Source organism: Prauserella oleivorans (assembly GCF_042685745.1).
Classification (GTDB): Bacteria; Actinomycetota; Actinomycetes; order Mycobacteriales; family Pseudonocardiaceae; genus Prauserella_A; species Prauserella_A oleivorans.
In genome coordinates this window covers 2,598,892-2,616,586 of sequence record NZ_JBHUNT010000001.1, presented here as the reverse complement: position 1 = coordinate 2,616,586, position 17,695 = coordinate 2,598,892, and the positions used below count along the sequence as shown (strand labels likewise).

Genomic DNA, 17,695 nt, shown 5'->3' with positions numbered 1-17,695 from the left:
GCCTTCGCGGACCGGGCCGGTGAACCGGCTCAGCCCTTGCGCTTGCTGACCTCCTCGGTGAGCTGCGGCGCGACGTTGAACAGGTCACCCACGACACCGAAGTCGGCGATCTCGAAGATCGGCGCCTCGGGGTCCTTGTTCACCGCGACGATGGTCTTCGAGGTCTGCATGCCCGCGCGGTGCTGGATCGCGCCGGAGATGCCGAGCGCGACGTACAGCTGCGGCGAGACCGTCTTGCCGGTCTGGCCCACCTGGAACTGGGCCGGGTAGTAGCCGGAGTCGACCGCGGCACGCGAGGCGCCGACCGCCGCGCCGAGCGCGTCGGCGAGCTTCTCGACGACCTCGAACTTCTCGGCGGAACCGACACCACGGCCACCGGAGACGACGATCGAGGCCTCCGTGAGCTCCGGACGGTCACCCCCGACGACCGGCTCCACGCCGGTGATCTTGGCGGCCTTCGCGGCGTCGACGGCGGGCAGCGACACCGACTCCTCCGCGGCGGCACCCTCGGCCTGCTCGGCCTCCACGGCACCCGGCCGCACCGAGATGATCGGGGTGCCCTGGGACGCCTTGGCCTTGACCGAGAAGGCGCCACCGAAGATGGATTGGTCCACCGAGCCGTCGGCGTTCACACCGACGGCGTCCACGAGCAGACCACCGCCGAGGCGGATGGCGAGCCGGCCCGCGATCTCCTTGCCCTCGGACGTCGCGGGCACGAGCACCGCGGCCGGGGACGCCTGGCCCGCGACGGTGGCGAGCGCGTCGACCTTCGGCGTCACCAGGTAGCCGGCGGCGTCGTCGGACTCCGCGACGTACACCTTCGCCGCGCCGTAGGACGCGAGCGAGTCCTTCACCTTGCCCGCCGTGCCGGGTGCGCCGACGACGACCGCCGAGGGCTCGCCCAGCGCGCGCGCCGCGGTGAGCAGCTCGTAGGTGACCTTCTTGACCTCACCGTCGACCTGGTCGACGAGCACGAGTACTTCAGCCATGAGTTCGTCTCCTTGTCTCAGATGAGCTTCTGGCCGACCAGGTACTCGGCGACCTTCACGCCGCCGTCACCCTCGTCCTCGACCCGCTGACCAGCCGTGCGCGGCGGCTTGGGCGCCGCCTCCAGCACCGTCGACCAGGCGTTGCCGAGACCGACCTCGCCCGCGTCGACACCGAGGTCGGCGACGGTGAGGGTCTCCACCGGCTTCTTCTTGGCCGCCATGATCCCCTTGAACGAGGGGTAGCGCGGCTCGTTGATCTTCTCCGTCACGCTGACGACGGCGGGCAGGCTCGCCTCGAGGTGGGTCACGCCGTCCTCGGTCTCACGGTCGACCTTGACGGTAGTGCCCTCGACGGTGAGCTGACGCGCGTGGGTCAGCTGCGGGAGGCCGAGCAGCTCGGCGAGCATGGCGGGGATGGCACCGCCACGGCCGTCGGACGCCTCGTTGCCCGCGATGACGAGGTCGTAGCTGCCGACCTTGCCCAGCGCGGCCGCGATGACCTTCGCGGTGGCGACCATGTCGGAGCCGTGCAGCGACTCGTCGGAGACGTGGATCGCCTTGTCGGCGCCCATGGACAGGGCCTTGCGGATGGCGTCGGTGGCGCGGTCCGGCCCGACGCAGAGGACGGTCACCTCGCCCTCGCCGGCCTCCTTGATCTTGAGCGCCTCCTCGACGGCACGCTCGTTGATCTCGTCGATCACCGCGTCGGCGGATTCACGGTCCAGGGTGTGGTCACTCTCGCTGAGCTTGCGCTCCGAGTACGTGTCCGGCACCTGCTTGACCAGGACAACGATGTTGGTCATGGATCTCCTTCGGCGCATGCAGGGCGTTACTGAGCGGTAGATTATTCGTGAAATCGCTGGCCCGGGTCCCGAGGTGACCACCTTCACCCGGAATCGCGAGTTATCGGGACCATGGTCCCAATAACCGGATTCTACCGCCGCAGCGCTACGCCACGTGCGCGTTCTGCGTCCGAAAGTCGCAACCGGCTCCTTCTAACGGGTGGCATCGGGCGTTAGCCTGCCGGGGTGCCCGTAGCAGTGATCACCGATTCCACCGCCGGCCTGCCCGAACAACTGGCTGCCCAATGGGGCATCGCCGTGGTGCAGGTACAGATCGTGGCCGGGAACCGGATCGACGACGAGGCCCGGTTCGACCGCTCGGAGTTGATTGGGATGCTCCGCGCCAAGCAGGACGTGAGCACCAGAGAACCCGATCCGGGCGCCTTCTTCTGGACCTATCAGGACGCGGTCAGCGCGGGCGCCACCGCGATCGTCAGCCTGCACATCTCCAGCAAGATGTCCGCCACCGCCGACGCCGCCCGGCAGGCGGCGCAGCAGGTCAAGGTCCCGGTCTACGTCCTCGACAGCGGGACCACCAGCATGAGCCTCGGCTTCGCCGCGCTCTCGGCGGCCCGCACGGCCGCCGCGGGCGGCCAGGTGGAACGCGTCATGGAAGCCGCCGACCGGCGTATCCGGGCGAGCAGCGAGCTGCTCTACGTCGACACGCTGGACTACCTACGCCGCGGCGGGCGCATCGGCGCCGCGTCTGCCCTGCTGGGCACCGCGCTGTCCATCCGGCCGGTCCTGACGGTGCGAGACGGCGAGGTCGCCCCGCTGGCGCGGGTGGCTGGCAGCAAACGGGCGCTGGCCAAGCTGGCCGACCTCGCCGTCGAGCGCGCCGGGGACGACCCGGTCGACATCGCCGTGTCGTGCGCGGCACCGTCCGACCGCGAGATGAGCCTGGTCCAGCAGCTCCGGTCGCGCATTCCCAAGCTCAACGACATCATGCTCGTGCAGGCGAGCACGGTGATCACCGCACATGTCGGCCCGGGCGCGCTCGGTGTGACCGTCGCGCCGCTGCTCTGAGCGGGGACCCCGGGAACCGCGTGGGCGGGCGGTACGTTGGGTACTCGCCGGAACGCCCACGAACGACCGGATCGAGAGGACGACGATGGCATCGCTGTTCCAGAAGGTGGCCCGCTTCGCGCGCACCCCGCAGGGGCGCCGCGCGATCGAACAGGCCAAGCGGCTCGCCAGGGACCCGCGGACGCGTCAGCAGGCCAAGGACGCCCTCGCGAAGCTCCGCGGCAAGGGCGGCAAGGGCGGAGGCACACCGCCGCGCGCCGGGTACTGAGCGGCGCCGCCGTCGCGGACCCGCCGGAGCTCCGGGGCCACCGCGGGCGCCCCGGGACGGGGACGCGCGCAGTCCGCCTGTCTCCCCCACCGCCCACGGGGAGGCGCATGGCGCCGCGGCTACTCTCACAGCCGTGGACACCACTCGGGCCGAGGCCCTGCACCTCACGGGCGAGCGCACGGTGCCCGGAGTGCCGGAAGAGAACTACTGGTACCGGCGGCACGAGGCGGCCTACCACGCGCTGTTGCCGTACTGCTCCGGCGCGACCGTGCTGGAGGCAGGTTGCGGTGAGGGCTACGGCGCGGCCCTGATCGCGGGCCACGCCGATGCCGTCGTGGCGCTGGACTACGACGAACCCTCCACCCGCCACGTGGCCCGCCGGTACCCGGGCGTGGGCGTGGTGCGGGGCAACCTCGCCCACCTGCCGCTCGCGGCGGCCAGCATCGACGTGGTCGCCAACTTCCAGGTGATCGAGCATCTTTGGGACCAGGCCGGCTTCCTGGCCGAGTGCCACCGGGTGCTGCGGCCGGGCGGCAGGTTGCTCGTCACCACGCCGAACCGGCTCACCTTCACGCCCGGCAGCGACACCCCGCTGAACCCGTACCACACCAGGGAACTCGCACCGTACGAACTGGACGAACTGCTGCGCGAGGCGGGCTTCGCCGTCGAAATCCTGCACGGCCTGCACCACGGCGCGGGTGTCCGCGCGCTCGACGACCGCTACGGCGGCTCCATCATCGACGCCCAGCTCGAGGTGGTGATGGGCTCGCTGCCCGGGCAGGCCTCCTGGCCGGCCGGGCTGCTCGCGGACATCGCCGCGATCACAGCCGACGACTTCGACATCCACGGCGCCGATCTCGATGCCAGCCTGGATCTCGTGGCCGTGGCGGTGCGCCCGTGACCACGCACGAGGGCACCTTCTGCCTCGTGCTGCACAGCCACCTGCCGTGGCTGCCGCACCACGGCACCTGGCCGGTCGGCGAGGAATGGCTGTACCAGGCCTGGGCGCATTCCTACCTGCCCATCGCCGGGCTGCTGCGCCGCTTCGCCGACGAGGGCCGGCGTGACGTGCTCACCCTCGGCGTCACCCCGGTGCTGGCGGCCCAGCTCGACGACCCGTACGCCCTCCGCGCCGTCCACGAGTGGCTGGGCACCTGGCAGCTGCGCGCCCAGGAGGCGGGAACGCTCTGGCGCGGCCGCGAGCGGCTCGCCGACCTCGCGGCCGCGGAGTACCGGGCGGCGACGTCCGCGCTCGAGGAGTTCGAAACGCGCTGGCGGCACGGTTTCTCACCACTTCTTCGCTCCCTTGTGGACAGCGACGTCATCGAGCTGCTCGGCGGGCCGTTGACGCATCCGTTCCAGCCGCTGCTCGACGAGCGCGTCCGCGCGTTCGCGCTGCGTTCCGGGCTCGCCGACACCGCACTGCGCGTGGGCCGGTGCCCGGAAGGGATCTGGGCTCCCGAATGCGGGTACGCACCGGGGATGGAACGCGGCTACGCGGCGGCGGGCGTGCGCCGGTTCCTTGTGGACGGTCCCTCGCTGCGCGGCGACACTGCGTCCGCGCGGACGGTCGGGGAGTCCGATGTGGTCTGTTTCGGCCGGGACCTGGATGTGACCTACCGCGTGTGGTCACCGAAAGCGGGCTACCCGGGCCATCCGGCCTACCGCGACTTCCACACGTGGGCGCACGAGGTCGGCCTGAAGCCCGCACGCGTCACCGGCAAGCACGTCCCCCCACGGCACAAGGAACCCTATGATCCGGCCCTGGCGGCGGACACGGTGCGGACGCACGTCAAGGACTTCGTGGACACGGTCGTGGCCCGGTTGCGCGAGCTGCGCGCCCGGACGGGCCGGGAGTCCCTTGTGGTCGCCGCGTACGACACCGAGCTGTTCGGACACTGGTGGCACGAGGGTCCGGTGTGGCTGGACGGCGTGCTGCGCGCGCTGCCGGAGGCGGGAGTGCGGGTGACCACGCTGCGCGGCGCGATCGAGGCGGGCCACGTCGGCGGCCCGGTGCAGCTGCCCGCCTCGTCGTGGGGCTCGGGCAAGGACTGGCGGGTGTGGGACGGCGAACAGGTCGCCGACATGGTCGGCGCCAACACGGAGCTGCAGCGCAGGCTGCTCGCGCTCCCCGTCGCACGCGGCCACCGCGACGTCGTCGCCGACCAGGCCGTCGTGGAGGCGATGCTGGCGCTCTCCAGCGACTGGGCGTTCATGGTCACCAAGGACTCCGCCGCCGACTACGCGCGCAGGCGCGCCCGCGAGCACACCGAGCGGTTCGACGAGCTCGCCGCTCTGCACCGCGCCGGGGACCCGGCCGCAGCCGAGCGAGCGGCCGCGTCCCGGGCGCGGACGGGAGCCTTCGGCCGCCTCGACGCCCGGGACCTCTGACTCACGCGGAGCCGGCGTCGATCACCGCACGGTTGCGTTCGGCCACCACCGGGGCGTGCACCTTGACCACCCTGCGGTCGTAGGTGAGCAGCCCGTTCACCTCGTTCTCGACGTCGGTGGTCTGCGTGTAGATCGCGCCGGACAGCCCCAGATCGCGCACGACGGTCTCCAGGTCCCGGCTCACCTCGGTGTAGCGGCGCGTCAATTCCTCGCGGTCGGCGGTCATCTCGTAGGCCATCGGCTCGCCCGGCCAGACGTGCCCGTCGAGCACGAGACCCAGTCCGCCGTACTCGCCGTCGACGGTAGCGCGCCCGTCACGCACCAGCGGACGTCCGGGGCCGACGTAGGTGTGGTCGTCGTAGATGTGCCCGGCACCGGAGTCGGGGTGGGAATGGCAGCAGTTGACGCCGCTGTCGGCCACGACCAGGCGCGCCGGGTCGGCCTCGGCGAACTCCTTGGCCACCCGCGCGGTGTCGTACTCGCCCCAGCCCTCGTTGAACGGCGTCCAGACCACGAGCGAGGTCACCGAACGCAGCTGCTCGGCGATCTCGGCCAGTTCCGTCTCGAAGCGGGCGCGAGCCTGCCCGACCGGCGGAGCCTGCGGCCCGGGCGGGTTGTCGAGCACCACCGGCAGCGACGGGATGTCCTGCCACACCAGCAGGCCGAGCCGGTCGGCCCAGTAGTACCAGCGGGCGGGCTCTACCTTGACGTGCTTGCGGACGGTGTTGAAGCCGAGCGCCTTCGTCTGCTCCAGGTCGTAGCGCAGCGCCTCGTCGGTGGGCGCGGTGTAGATGCCGTCCGGCCAGTAGCCCTGGTCGAGCGGGCCGTGCAGGAACGTGATGCGGCCGTTGAGCGCGATGCGCGGACGCCCCCGGTCGTCGGGCTGGAGGGTGATCGTGCGCAGGCCCGCGTAGCTGCGCACCTCGTCCACAAGCCCACCGTCGTCCGCCAGCACGCGCACGGTGAGGTCGTAGAGGTGCGGCTGCTCGGGACTCCACGGCCGCGGCTCGGGCACCTCGACCCGCAGCCGCTCGCCGGGAGCTCCGCACATGCGCGCGACCTCCGTGCCGCCGTCGGCGACGACGATCTCGACCCGCTCCTCCGTCGCGTGCGCGAGCCGGGCCGTGACGTCGAAGCCGGCGAGATCGGAGCCGATGTCGAGTTTCTCGACGTAGACGCGCGGCACCGCTTCCAGCCACACGGTCTGCCAGATGCCGGACGCGCCCGTGTAGAGGATTCCGCCGGGCTGGTTGGCCTGCTTGCCGACGGGGAATGTGCCGCTGTTGCCGGTGTCCTCGGCGTGCACGACGACTTCCTGCTCGCCGTCGCGCAGCACGTCGGTGATGTCGGCGGTGAACGCCGTGTAGCCGCCCTCGTGGCGCGTGGCGAGCTGGTGGTTCACCCACACCGTCGCGATCTGGTCGACGGCACCGAAGTGCAGCAGCACGCGGCCCGCCCGCCAGTCCGCGGGCACGTCGAAGGTGCGGCGGTACCACATCTGCTCGTCCCGGCGGCCGATCCCGGACAGTCCCGACTCGGGCGGGAACGGCACCAGGATGTGCTCACCGCGCCGGAGCGCGCCGTCGCGGTCGCGGCTGGTGTACTCCCACCGGCCGTTGAGGCTCTGCCAGCGTTCGCGCACCAGCTGCGGGCGTGGGTGCTCGGGCAGGGGCGCCTGAGGATCGACCTGGTCGGTCCAGGGCGTGGACAGCGCTACGTCGGAGGGCTCGGAGGTCGGGGAGGGCTCGGAGGTCACGGGGTTCTCGGAGGTCGAGGACGTCATCGCCTCCGATGGTCGCAGACTTTGCGCGACGCGTCGCCCGGCGCGATGCGACCCGTGAGTAACCTCCAATCATGCGCGTGCTGATGCTCTCGTGGGAGTACCCGCCCGTGGTGGTCGGCGGGCTCGCCCGGCATGTCCACGCACTGGCCCGCCACCTGGCCATGGACGGGCACGACGTGACCGTGCTCTGCAGGCACGCGGCCGGCACCGACGCCGACACCCACCCGACCACGGACACGGTGGTCGAGGGCGTCCGGATCATCCGGGTGGCCGAGGACCCGCTGCACGTGACGTTCGAACGCGACCTCGTCGCGTGGACCCTGGCGATGGGCCACGCCATGGTGCGCGCGGGGACGGAGCTGCTCCGCACCTGGCGGCCCGACGTGGTGCACGCTCACGACTGGCTGGTCACCCACCCCGCCATCGCGCTGGCCGACGCCTCCCGAGTCCCGCTGGTAGGCACCATCCACGCCACCGAGGCGGGCAGGCACTCGGGCTGGCTCTCCCACCCGCTCAATCAGCAGGTGCACTCCGTGGAGTGGTGGCTGGCCAACCGATCCGACGCGCTCATCACGTGCTCCCAGGCCATGCGCGGCGAGGTCGCGCACCTGTTCGAGGTTCCGGTGGAGAGCATCACCGTGATCCACAACGGCATCGAGGAACGCAGCTGGCAGGTCCCCGCCGCCGAGATCACCCGGGCGCGCGCCCGGTACAGCCCCGAGGGCACCCCGCTGTTGCTGTACTTCGGCAGGCTGGAGTGGGAAAAGGGTGTGCAGGACCTGCTCGACGCGCTGCCTGCCATCCGGGCACGGCATCCCGGCACGCGGCTGGTCGTCGCGGGCGTGGGCAGGCACCTCGACGAGCTCGTCGAGCAGGCGGCGCGGCTGGACCTGAGCGGCGCTGTGGACTTCGTCGGCCACCTCCCGGACCGGGAGCTGCGCGCGGTGCTGGCCGCCGCCGACGCCGTGGTGCTGCCGAGCCGGTACGAGCCGTTCGGCATCGTCGCGCTGGAGGCCGCCGCCGCGCGCCGCCCGCTGGTCGCCTCGACGGCGGGCGGGCTCGGCGAGGTGGTGGTGCACGGCGAGACCGGGCTGGCCTTCGATCCCGGCGACGTCGAGGCCATCGCCTCCGCCGTCGACACCGTGCTCGCCGACGCCGACGCCGCGGGCAGGCGGGCGCAGGCCGCCCAGTCGCGGCTGGCGGCCGACTTCGACTGGGCACGCATCGCGGCCGCCACCGCGGAGGTCTACCGCCGGACCCGCCCCCGCGGACCGCAGGAGTTCGGCCGCCCCAAGATCGCCACGGGCAACGCCTTCGATCTCTAGCCCCGCATCGCCCAGCCGCCCGTGTCGGCCGTTTGAGTAGCCGTGTCGGCCGTTTGGGTAGCCGTGTCTGCCGCTTATGTCGCCGTGTCCGCCATCCACGTCACCGTGTCCGCCATCCACGTCGCCGTGTCGGCCGTCTAGGGCGCCGCGTCGCCCGATCCGGACCGGTACCGGGCGTTGTAGCGTGCCCGAGCCTCGGCGTCGGCCTCGTCCTCGGCTGCGCGGCGCATCGCGCGCGCCACCCCGTACTCGTAGCCGTGCTTGGCCACGCGCAGCTCGACACTCTCGTCGCCGTAGGCCTGCGAGTAGAAGTAGCCCACCAGCAAGGCCATCAGCGACAGCGCCAGCCGCAGACCGATCGGGCCGGGCAGCAACAGCCACACGGCCGCCAGCGGTAGCACGACCACCGAGCTCCGCGCCGCGAGCCGCCACCGCCACGCCCGGCTCGTCGCATCCCGCAGTACCCACGGCGCCAGCCTCTCGGGCAACCGGCCGCCCACCGAGTACCACAGCCACTGGATCGGATTCGGTCGCGTGCTCGCCATGATGTGCAGGCTAACCGTTAGTGCGTTAACTGATAAGGTCGGGTCGTGTCCACGATCGATCTGGGTGACGACCCCCTGGCCCTGGACCGTCAGGTCTGCTTCGCCCTGTCGGTCGCCTCGCGGAGCGTGATCGGGATCTACCGGCCGCTGCTGGAACCGTACGGCCTGACCCATCCGCAATACCTGGTACTGCTGGCGCTGTGGGAACGCTCCCCGCGATCGGTCCGGGACCTCAGCGAGACGCTGTGCTCCGAGCCAGCCACCCTGTCGCCGCTGCTCAAGCGGCTCGAGGCCCTCGGATACGTCACCCGCAGGCGTCGTCCCGGCGACGAGCGAACCCTGGAGGTATCACTCAGCGAGTCCGGCCGGGCGTTGCGCCGGGAAGCCGAGCAGATTCCCTACCGCGTCGTGGAGCGACTCGGCATGGATGTCGACGAGCTCGAACGGCTCAACCGCGCCCTCCAGCGCGTCATCGACGCCGCCCGCGCCTGACCGCCGCCTCCCGGAACGGCAGACACGGCGACACAGACGGCAAACACGGCGACCGGAACGGCAGACACGGCGACCGGGGCATCGTCGGTGCGTTGCGGGACGCACCGACGATGCCCCGGTCCGCGCGGTTACCCGACCGTGGCGCTGGTCAGGTAGCGCGCGTACGCACCCGTGGTGAGGAAGCTGGGCAGCTTCTCCCCGAGCGCGGTCTCGACGAAGATCTCGCGGGCATCGGACAGCCGCGTGCCGTCGCCGAGGTCGGCCCGGATCGAGGCCAGTTCCTCGTCCAGCCATCCGGTGACGAGCTCGCGGGTGACCGCGGTGCCGTCGGCGAGCTTCGTGCCGTTGCGGAGCCACTGCCACACCTGGCACCGGGCGATCTCCGCGGTGGCCGCGTCCTCCATGAGGTTGAAGATCGCCGCCGCACCCGTGCCGCGCAGCCACGCGTCGATGTAGCGCAGGGCCACGTTGATGTTGTTGCGCAGCCCCTGCTCGGTCACCTCGCCGCCCGCGCTGGCCACGTCGAGCAGGTCCTCGGCGGTGACGACGACGTCCTCGCGGAGCTTGCCGAGCTGGTTCGGCCAGCCGCCGAGCACCTCGTCGAACACCTCCCGGCACACCGGGACCAGGCCGGGGTGTGCCACCCAGGATCCGTCGAAGCCGTCGCCCGCCTCGCGTTCCTTGTCCTGGCGCACCTTCTCCAGTGCGGTGGCGTTCACCTCGGGGTCCTTGCTCGGGATGAAAGCCGCCATGCCGCCGATGGCGTGCGCGCCGCGCTTGTGGCAGGTCTGCACCAGCAGCTCGGTGTAGGCCCGCATGAACGGCACGGTCATGGTGACGTCGGCACGGTCGGGCAGCACGAAGTCGGACCCGGCGGCACCGAACGTCTTGATGAGGCTGAAGATGTAGTCCCACCGGCCGGCGTTGAGACCGGCCGCGTGCTCACGCAGCTCGTAGAGGATCTCGTCCATTTCGAACGCCGCGGTGATGGTCTCGATGAGCACCGTGGCGCGGATCGTCCCCCGCGGCAGGCCGAGTTCCCGCTGCGCGAAGCGGAAGACGTCGTTCCACAAGCGAGCCTCGTGGTGGCTTTCCAGCTTCGGCAGGTAGAAGTACGGTCCGCTGCCCTTCGCGACGAGCCGCCGGGCGTTGTGGAAGAAGTAGAGACCGAAGTCGAACAGGCTGGCCGACACCGGACGGCCGTCGATCCGGACGTGCTTCTCCACCAGGTGCCAGCCGCGCGGGCGGGCCACGATGGTGGCCGGGTCGTCGCCGATCGTGTACCGCTTGCCCTTGTCGGTGAAGTCGATGTCCCGCCGGATCGCGTCGTAGAGGTTGAGCTGGCCGCCCACCACGTTCTGCCAGGTCGGCGACGTGGCGTCCTCGAAGTCGGCGAGCCACACCTTGGCGCCCGAGTTCAGCGCGTTGACGGTCATCTTGCGGTCGGTGGGCCCGGTGATCTCGACGCGCCGGTCCTCCAGGCCCGGAGCCGGGGGCGCCACCTGCCAGGAGGTGTCGTTGCGGATCGCACGGGTCTCGGGCAGGAAGTCCAGCTTCTCCTCGCCCGAGGCGATCCGCTCCCGCCTGCGCCGCCTCGCGTCGAGCAGATCCCGGCGACGGCCGGCGAACGCGTTGTCCAGCTTCGCGACGAACTCCAGCGCCGCGGGCGTGAGGATCTCGTCGAACCGGTCGCCTGCCGGGCCTGCGACCTGGAGCCGGTGGTCGAGCGTGTCAGCCATGTCGGTCCCTTTCGAAGGGGTGCTCTGCCGGAGCTTTGTGGGGAGTCAGCGGGAAGGACCGCTGAGTGGCGGGCCTGCCGGCCGGCGCCTGTGCACCGGCCGGCAGGACGCCGGGGTGATCAGAACTGCGCTTCCTCGGTGGAGCCGGTCAGGGCGGTGGTCGAGGACTCCGGGTTCAGCGCCGTGCTGACCAGGTCGAACCAACCCGTACCGACCTCACGCTGGTGCTTGGTGGCGGTGTAGCCGCGCTCCTCGGAGGCGAACTCGCGCTGCTGCAGGTCGACGTAGGCGGTCATGCCGTCGGAGGCGTAGCCCTTGGCCAGGTCGAACATCGAGTAGTTCAGCGCGTGGAAGCCGGCCAGCGTGATGAACTGGAACTTGTAGCCCATGGCGCCGAGCTCACGCTGGAACCGCGCGATCGTGTCGTCGTCCAGGTGCTTGCTCCAGTTGAACGACGGCGAGCAGTTGTAGGCCAGCATCTGGTCCGGGAACTCGGCCTTGACGGCCTCGGCGAACTTGCGCGCCAGCTCGAGGTCCGGCGTGCCGGTCTCCATCCAGATCAGGTCGGCGTAGGGCGCGTAGGCCTTGGCGCGCTCGATGCACGGCTCGAGGCCGTTGCGCACCTTGTAGAAACCCTCGGACGTGCGCTCACCGGTGATGAACTGCTTGTCGCGGTCGTCGACGTCGCTGGTGATCAGCGTCGCGGCCTCCGCGTCGGTCCGGGCGATGATGAGCGACGGGACGCCCAGCACATCGGCCGCGAGCCGGGCGGCGTTGAGCGTGCGCTCGTGCTGCTTGGTCGGGATGAGCACCTTGCCGCCGAGGTGGCCGCACTTCTTCTCGGACGCGAGCTGGTCCTCCCAGTGCACGCCGGCCGCGCCGGCGGCGATCATGGCCTTCATCAGCTCGAACGCGTTGAGCGGGCCACCGAAGCCGGCCTCGGCGTCGGCGACGATCGGGGCGAACCAGTCGATGTCGGTGTTGCCCTCGGCCCAGTTGATCTGGTCGGCACGCGCGAGCGCGTTGTTGATACGGCGCACGACGGCCGGCACCGAGTTGGCCGGGTAGAGGCTCTGGTCCGGGTAGGTCTGGCCCGCCAGGTTCGCGTCGGCGGCGACCTGCCAGCCGGACAGGTAGATGGCCTTGAGGCCGGCGCGGACCTGCTGGACGGCCTGGTTGCCCGTCAGCGCGCCGAGAGCGTGGACGTAGTCCTCGGTGTGCAGCAGGTTCCACAGCTTCTCGGCACCACGGCGGGCGAGCGTGTGCTCCTCGACCACGCTGCCGCGCAGCTTGATCACGTCGGCCGCGCTGTAGGACCGCTCGATGCCCTTCCACCGGGGGTCGGTCTCCCACTGCTTGGCCAGCTCTGCGGCCGCCTGCTCGAAGTTCTGTGCCATCGAACTCTCCACCTTTGCAAACTTTGCGATTGCCTCGCTGTCTGCCAAGACCATGACATGCGCTGCGGAAACGTCGCCACTGCTCCAATTTGCCAATTTTTGCGAATTTTCCGTAGCATGTTGCGAAGGTTGCGAACACCGGGTTCGCAGCCACAGGAAAAACCGACGACTGAACCGGTTCCGTGATCGTTCCGGCGCGGAAGATGTTCAACCGGGAGGCCAGTAGTGGACAAGACTTTCGCCGGCGCGAAGCTGCGGCATCTGCGCGAAAGCCGGTCGATGAGCCAGGCCGACATGGCCAGACTCCTCGAAATCTCCCCCAGCTACCTCAACCAGATCGAGCACAACTCCCGGCCCTTGACCGTTCCAGTACTCCTCCGGATCACCGAGGCGTTCGGCGTCGACACCGAGTTCTTCTCCAACACCGACACCGCGCGGCTGGTGGCCGACGTCAAGGAGGCACTGCTGGACGAAGCCGTCGGCGTCGACGTCACGACCACGGAACTGAACGAACTGGCCACCAACCTGCCGAACATCGCCTCGGCACTGGTCAAGCTGCACCGCAGCTACCGCAACGCCATCGAGACCACGGCCGCGCTGGTCACGGAGAACGGTATGGGCCTGCACGGCAGCGCCGCCGCGCCGCTGCCGCACGAGGAGGTCCGCGACTTCTTCTACGAGCGCGAGAACTACGTGGGCGAGCTCGACGAGCGCGCCGAGAAGATGGCGGCCGAGATGGACCTGCGGCGCGGCGAGGTGCATCGGACGCTGCAGGAGCGGCTCACCGGCCACTACGGCGTGCAGGTGACCGGCGAGGGCATCGACGAGGCCGCCGGCCAGCAGCACCGCTACGAACCGGACGCGAAGGTGCTGCGGCTGGCGCCCAGCCTGCGCATCGGCCAGCGCGCGTTCCGGATGGCCTCGCAGATCGCGCTGCTCGAGTACGACGACCTCATCACCGAGCTTGCCGACTCGTGGGCGTTCTCCGGCCCGGCCGCCCGGTCGCTGGCGCGGGTTGGCCTCGCGAACTACTTCGCCGGGGCGCTGATCCTGCCCTACGGCCCGTTCCTGTCGACCGCGGAGAAGTACCGCTATGACATCGAGCGGCTGTGCGACACCTTCGGGGTCGGCTTCGAGACGGTCTGCCACCGGCTGTCCACGCTGCAGCGGCCGCGGGCCCGCGGCGTGCCGTTCTCCTTCGTGCGGGTCGACCGGGCAGGCAACATGTCCAAGCGGCAGTCGGCGGCCGGGTTCCACTTCTCCCGCGTCGGCGGTGCGTGTCCACTGTGGAACATCTACGAGGCGTTCACGTCCCCGGGCAAGATCCTCACCCAGGTGGCGACGCTGCCCGACGGCAAGAGCTACTTCTGGATCGCGCGGACGATCTCGCGCAACATCGGCGGCTACGGCAGCCCCGGCAAGATGTTCTCCGTCGGCCTCGGGTGCGAACTGCGGCACGCGCGCCGGCTGGTCTACTCCGCCGGGCTCGACCTCGACGACCGCACCGCGGCCACCCCGATCGGCATGGGCTGCAAGGTGTGCGACCGCCCGGCCTGCCCGCAGCGCGCGTTCCCGACCATCGGCAAGCAGCTCACCGTGGACGAGAACACCAGCACGTTCGTCCCGTACCCCGCGGTGCCGAAGCAGGACGCGTAGGCGCGGGCCGGGGGCTCCGCGGCTGCTTTGCCGAGCAGGCCGCGGCGCCCCCGGCGCGGCTCTACCGCTCCAGCGCCGTGGCCCGCACGGCGGTGCTGCCGATGCTGGGACCGCGCGGCGGGATGCTGTCGTACACGGCCGGGTCGAGCTGGTCCACCCGGCCCGTCGCCAGCGCCGAGAGGATGCCGTCGAGTCCGATGTACACGGTGCGCGTCAGCTGGGCGCGGTACTGCTGCCCGAGCGTCTGCGTCTGCCCCCGCACCTCGAAGAGCACGGCACCGCTGCCGTTGAGCGCGAACGTGCCGAGCCCGGTGCCGGGCAGGTTGATGTCCTGTGGGTAGAGCGTGATGTTGCCGAACAGCGGGTTGTCGTTGGCCTGGCCTTGCAGCGCATGGTAGGCCGCCACGTTGAGCCGCTTCGAGTAGTCGAGGTCGTAGCCGGCGGCGTAGCGCTCGTAGCCGGGTGTGCTGGCCGGGTCGTCGACGAACTTGCCGGAGATCGACATCGTGACGAACTCGTCCGGATCGTCCGGCATGACGTAGCAGGCGCCCTGGTGGTGCAGGTCGATGTAGGTGTCGACCTTGCCGAACTCGTGGGTGAGGCCGAGATAGACGTCGCGGACGATGCGCGACTCCGGCGTGATGAACCAGCCGGTCTCGGCCGAGCTACCGGGGAAGTCCTCCGGCCTCGGCTCGTAGCCCAGGTCGGGGTTGTAGTCGCGGTTGACGTCGAAGCCCGGCCGTTGCGAGTAGTCGTCGCCCTGCCTGGGTTCGGTGTAGTAGTTCCAAGCCGGCTCGCTGCCACGCAACTGCGGGAAGCGGGCGGTCACCTCGTCCCAGGTCATGTCGTTGCCGCGGCGGTCGAGTTCGGCGGCGTCGGGGTTCATCTTCGGGATGGCCACGATCGTCAGCTCGGAACGCCACCGCTGGGCCTTGGCGCTCTCGCTCGTCCCGATCCAGTCGAGCAACCGCACGATCGCGTCGGTCCCGGTCTTCTCGTTGCCGTGGATCTCGCTGGTGAGCAGGACGGCCTTCGGGCCGGTACCGACGCGCGCGGCCCAGACCTCCCGGCCGCGGTTGCTCCGACCGACCTCGGTGACCTCGACGGCACCACCGCTGACGCGTTCGATGCGAGCGAGTTCGACGCCGAGTTCGCGGTGATCGGTGAACTGGTGGACGGGCAGGTCGCGCGGCTCGTCACTGCACTGCTGCGCGGCGGGCGCGCCCGGCGAGGCAGGGACCGCCACGGCCGGCGGGGCGGTGACGAGCGTGAACGCGGTGACCGCTCCGGTGGCGGCCGCCAGCAGGGATCAGCTACGGGTGGGCACGGCGACTCCTCGGTGCTCGGTGAAGAGCCCGCGCCGGGCGCGGGCGTCGGCTGTGAGGGTGCGGTGGCGCCACCGTGATCTTTAGTTATAGCCGCTAAGTACCTGGTGGGATAGCCCCCGAATGCCGGTATCGCGCGGCTGTCAGCTCTCCCCGAGCGTCTTCTGCAGCGCCTGATCGGCCTTGCGGGCCATATCCCTGACCGCCTCGCGCCGCTCGGCGTCGGCCTCGTAATCGGCCTTGCGGTCGCGCACCACCCGCGCCGGGGCTCCCACGGCGATCGCGTAGTCGGGGATGTCGCCACGCACCACGGCGTGGGCACCGAGCACGCACCCGCGCCCGACGCGCGTGCCCTTCAGCACCGACACCTTCGTCCCGATCCAGGTGTCCGGGCCGATCCGCACCGGCGACTTCACGATCCCCTGGTCCTTGATCGGCAGGTTGATGTCGGCGGTCACGTGATCGAAGTCGGTGATGTAGACCCAGTCGGCGACGAGGGTGGCGGCCCCGATCTCGATGTCGAGGTAGCCGTTGAGGACGTTCTGCCTGCCGAAGACCGTTTTGTCGCCGATGCGCAGTGACCCCTCGTGGCAGCGGATGGCGTTGCCGTCGCCGATGTGCACCCACCGCCCGATCTCCATGCGCCCATAGCCGGGCCTGCAGTGGATCTCGACGTTGCGGCCGAGGAACACCATGCCGCGCAGGATGATGTGCGGGTTGGCGATGCGGAACTTCAGCAGCCGCCAGTACCGCACCAGGTACCAGGGCGTGAAGGCACGGTTGCGCAGCACCCAGCGCAGCGAGTCGGCGGTCAGGAACCTCGCCTGGCGGGGGTCCTTGCGAACCCGGCGCCAGGCCTGCACCCGGGACAGCACCGGCGATCCCCACATGGACGTCATGGGGTGACCGTAGCCTGTCGGGTGAAGCAACCGGGCGAGGGAGTGACGGTGGGGACGAAGCTGATCATCGACACGGATCCGGGCGTCGACGATGCGTTCGCGATCGCGCTGGCGGCGCTGAGCGAGGACGTCGACCTGCTCGGCGTCACGACCGTGTACGGCAACGTCCCGCTCGCGGCCACCACCCGCAACGCACGCCGCATCCTGGCGCTGTGCAAACGCGACGACGTTCCCGTGGCCCCGGGCGCCGCTCGCCCGCTCGTGCATCCGCACCCCCACGAGGCCCGCTACGCGCACGGCGCCGACGGGCTCTCCGGTCGTGCGGGAGTGCTGCCGGAGCCCGCGCGCGACCTGGAGCCCGTCGATGCGGTGACGCTGCTGGCGAGGCTGCTGGAGCAGACGATCGAGCCGATCACGGTCGCCGCGATCGGTCCGCTCACCAACATCGCCGCGCTGCTGGCGGCCCACCCGCGGGCGGCGGAGCGCGTCGGCAGGCTGGTGATCATGGGCGGCTCGCTGGCTCACGGCAACACGACCGCGGCCGCCGAGTTCAACATCTGGAGCGACCCGGAGGCCGCCCAGCGCGTTCTCACCGGCGGCGAGGTGCCGTGTGTGCTGGTCCCGATGGACCTCACACACCGGTGTGCCGTCGATTCCACATGGCTGGCACGGCTCGCGTCCTCGGGCCCGGTCGGGGCGGCTCTCGACGCGCTCACGCCCGACTACCTCGCCCACTACCGCGAGGCGCTCGGCTTCGACGGCATGGCCGTGCACGACGCGGTGGCGGTCGCCGAGGCGATCCGGCCTGGGATCCTGCGGACGGACACCGCTCCGGTGCAGGTGGAGTGCTCCCACGGCCCCGCCCGCGGCGCCACCCTCGTCGACCGCCGTGCCGCGGGCGTCCGCGCGAGCACCGACGGCGCCGCCACGGGCCCGTTCCCCGAGATCGCCGTGGACACCGACCTCGACGGGTTGCGGGCCTTTCTGCTGGAGCGGCTCGGCGGCGAGAAATGAACAC

General features: G+C 70.8%; 16 protein-coding genes. 8 read left to right on the top strand and 8 right to left on the bottom strand.

Annotated elements, in window-relative coordinates:
• Window positions 1-29: 29 nt before the first annotated feature.
• Window positions 30-989, bottom strand: a complete 960-nt coding sequence (locus ACFSZT_RS12925; RefSeq protein WP_377394168.1) for an electron transfer flavoprotein subunit alpha/FixB family protein — start codon at window positions 987-989, stop codon at window positions 30-32.
• A gap of 17 nt (window positions 990-1,006) precedes the next feature.
• Window positions 1,007-1,792, bottom strand: a complete 786-nt coding sequence (locus ACFSZT_RS12920) for an electron transfer flavoprotein subunit beta/FixA family protein (RefSeq protein WP_377394170.1) — start codon at window positions 1,790-1,792, stop codon at window positions 1,007-1,009.
• A 225-nt stretch (window positions 1,793-2,017) separates the two neighbouring features.
• Between ACFSZT_RS12920 and ACFSZT_RS12915 the strand changes: the two genes are divergently transcribed.
• From ACFSZT_RS12915 to ACFSZT_RS12900, 4 genes are all read left to right on the top strand, one after another.
• On the top strand, window positions 2,018-2,857 hold the full coding sequence (locus tag ACFSZT_RS12915; protein ID WP_377394172.1) for a DegV family protein: 840 nt from the start codon (window positions 2,018-2,020) through the stop codon (window positions 2,855-2,857).
• Between the two features lie 85 nt (window positions 2,858-2,942).
• Entirely contained in the window at window positions 2,943-3,125 is a 183-nt protein-coding gene (locus ACFSZT_RS12910) for a hypothetical protein (RefSeq protein ID WP_377394174.1), read from the top strand.
• A 133-nt stretch (window positions 3,126-3,258) separates the two neighbouring features.
• Window positions 3,259-4,026: a class I SAM-dependent methyltransferase gene (locus ACFSZT_RS12905; RefSeq protein ID WP_377394176.1), complete on the top strand. Its 768-nt coding sequence runs from the start codon at window positions 3,259-3,261 to the stop codon at window positions 4,024-4,026.
• Window positions 4,023-5,516: a 1,4-alpha-glucan branching protein domain-containing protein gene (locus ACFSZT_RS12900; RefSeq protein ID WP_377394178.1), complete on the top strand. Its 1,494-nt coding sequence runs from the start codon at window positions 4,023-4,025 to the stop codon at window positions 5,514-5,516. Before ACFSZT_RS12905 ends, ACFSZT_RS12900 begins: the two co-directional genes overlap by 4 nt.
• Window position 5,517: 1 nt before the next feature.
• Here ACFSZT_RS12900 and ACFSZT_RS12895 read toward each other — a convergent pair whose 3' ends face one another.
• Window positions 5,518-7,299, bottom strand: a complete 1,782-nt coding sequence (locus ACFSZT_RS12895) for a glycoside hydrolase family 2 protein (RefSeq protein ID WP_377394179.1) — start codon at window positions 7,297-7,299, stop codon at window positions 5,518-5,520.
• Window positions 7,300-7,370: 71 nt separating this feature from the next.
• Between ACFSZT_RS12895 and ACFSZT_RS12890 the strand changes: the two genes are divergently transcribed.
• Entirely contained in the window at window positions 7,371-8,624 is a 1,254-nt protein-coding gene (locus tag ACFSZT_RS12890) for a glycosyltransferase family 4 protein (RefSeq protein ID WP_377394181.1), read from the top strand.
• 137 nt (window positions 8,625-8,761) lie between these two features.
• Here the strand turns inward: ACFSZT_RS12890 and ACFSZT_RS12885 are convergent, their stop codons facing one another.
• The gene (locus ACFSZT_RS12885) at window positions 8,762-9,169 is read right to left on the bottom strand and encodes a DUF5313 family protein (protein ID WP_377394183.1); all 408 of its coding nucleotides are present in this window, start codon (window positions 9,167-9,169) and stop codon (window positions 8,762-8,764) included.
• Window positions 9,170-9,214: 45 nt separating this feature from the next.
• Between ACFSZT_RS12885 and ACFSZT_RS12880 the strand changes: the two genes are divergently transcribed.
• Window positions 9,215-9,661 (top strand): MarR family winged helix-turn-helix transcriptional regulator, encoded by a 447-nt coding sequence (locus tag ACFSZT_RS12880; protein WP_377394185.1) that lies wholly within the window; start codon window positions 9,215-9,217, stop codon window positions 9,659-9,661.
• 128 nt (window positions 9,662-9,789) lie between these two features.
• Here ACFSZT_RS12880 and aceB read toward each other — a convergent pair whose 3' ends face one another.
• Entirely contained in the window at window positions 9,790-11,400 is a 1,611-nt protein-coding gene (gene aceB / locus ACFSZT_RS12875) for a malate synthase A (protein WP_377394187.1), read from the bottom strand.
• A 119-nt stretch (window positions 11,401-11,519) separates the two neighbouring features.
• Window positions 11,520-12,797: an isocitrate lyase gene (aceA, locus tag ACFSZT_RS12870; protein WP_377394189.1), complete on the bottom strand. Its 1,278-nt coding sequence runs from the start codon at window positions 12,795-12,797 to the stop codon at window positions 11,520-11,522.
• Between the two features lie 225 nt (window positions 12,798-13,022).
• Between aceA and ACFSZT_RS12865 the strand changes: the two genes are divergently transcribed.
• Entirely contained in the window at window positions 13,023-14,453 is a 1,431-nt protein-coding gene (locus ACFSZT_RS12865; protein WP_377394191.1) for a short-chain fatty acyl-CoA regulator family protein, read from the top strand.
• Between the two features lie 61 nt (window positions 14,454-14,514).
• On the opposite strand, the gene ACFSZT_RS12860 is transcribed toward ACFSZT_RS12865, so the two are convergent.
• Together ACFSZT_RS12860 and ACFSZT_RS12855 are read right to left on the bottom strand one after the other, a co-directional pair.
• Window positions 14,515-15,699, bottom strand: a complete 1,185-nt coding sequence (locus ACFSZT_RS12860) for a M14 family zinc carboxypeptidase (RefSeq protein ID WP_377394193.1) — start codon at window positions 15,697-15,699, stop codon at window positions 14,515-14,517.
• 222 nt (window positions 15,700-15,921) lie between these two features.
• Complete coding sequence (locus ACFSZT_RS12855; protein WP_377394195.1) at window positions 15,922-16,677, bottom strand: acyltransferase; 756 nt, start codon at window positions 16,675-16,677, stop codon at window positions 15,922-15,924.
• A 48-nt stretch (window positions 16,678-16,725) separates the two neighbouring features.
• On the opposite strand from ACFSZT_RS12855, the gene ACFSZT_RS12850 reads away from it, so the two are divergent.
• Complete coding sequence (locus tag ACFSZT_RS12850; protein ID WP_377394197.1) at window positions 16,726-17,691, top strand: nucleoside hydrolase; 966 nt, start codon at window positions 16,726-16,728, stop codon at window positions 17,689-17,691.
• Window positions 17,692-17,695: the final 4 nt, after the last annotated feature.

Coding starts and splice junctions, on each gene's coding strand:
- ACFSZT_RS12895 (WP_377394179.1), bottom strand. CDS start 7,299: ATGACGTCCTCGACCTCCGAGAACCCCGTGACCTCCGAGCCCTCCCCG.
- ACFSZT_RS12910 (WP_377394174.1), top strand. CDS start 2,943: ATGGCATCGCTGTTCCAGAAGGTGGCCCGCTTCGCGCGCACCCCGCAG.
- ACFSZT_RS12885 (WP_377394183.1), bottom strand. CDS start 9,169: ATGGCGAGCACGCGACCGAATCCGATCCAGTGGCTGTGGTACTCGGTG.
- aceB (WP_377394187.1), bottom strand. CDS start 11,400: ATGGCTGACACGCTCGACCACCGGCTCCAGGTCGCAGGCCCGGCAGGC.
- ACFSZT_RS12855 (WP_377394195.1), bottom strand. CDS start 16,677: ATGACGTCCATGTGGGGATCGCCGGTGCTGTCCCGGGTGCAGGCCTGG.
- ACFSZT_RS12925 (WP_377394168.1), bottom strand. CDS start 989: ATGGCTGAAGTACTCGTGCTCGTCGACCAGGTCGACGGTGAGGTCAAG.
- ACFSZT_RS12920 (WP_377394170.1), bottom strand. CDS start 1,792: ATGACCAACATCGTTGTCCTGGTCAAGCAGGTGCCGGACACGTACTCG.
- ACFSZT_RS12890 (WP_377394181.1), top strand. CDS start 7,371: ATGCGCGTGCTGATGCTCTCGTGGGAGTACCCGCCCGTGGTGGTCGGC.
- aceA (WP_377394189.1), bottom strand. CDS start 12,797: ATGGCACAGAACTTCGAGCAGGCGGCCGCAGAGCTGGCCAAGCAGTGG.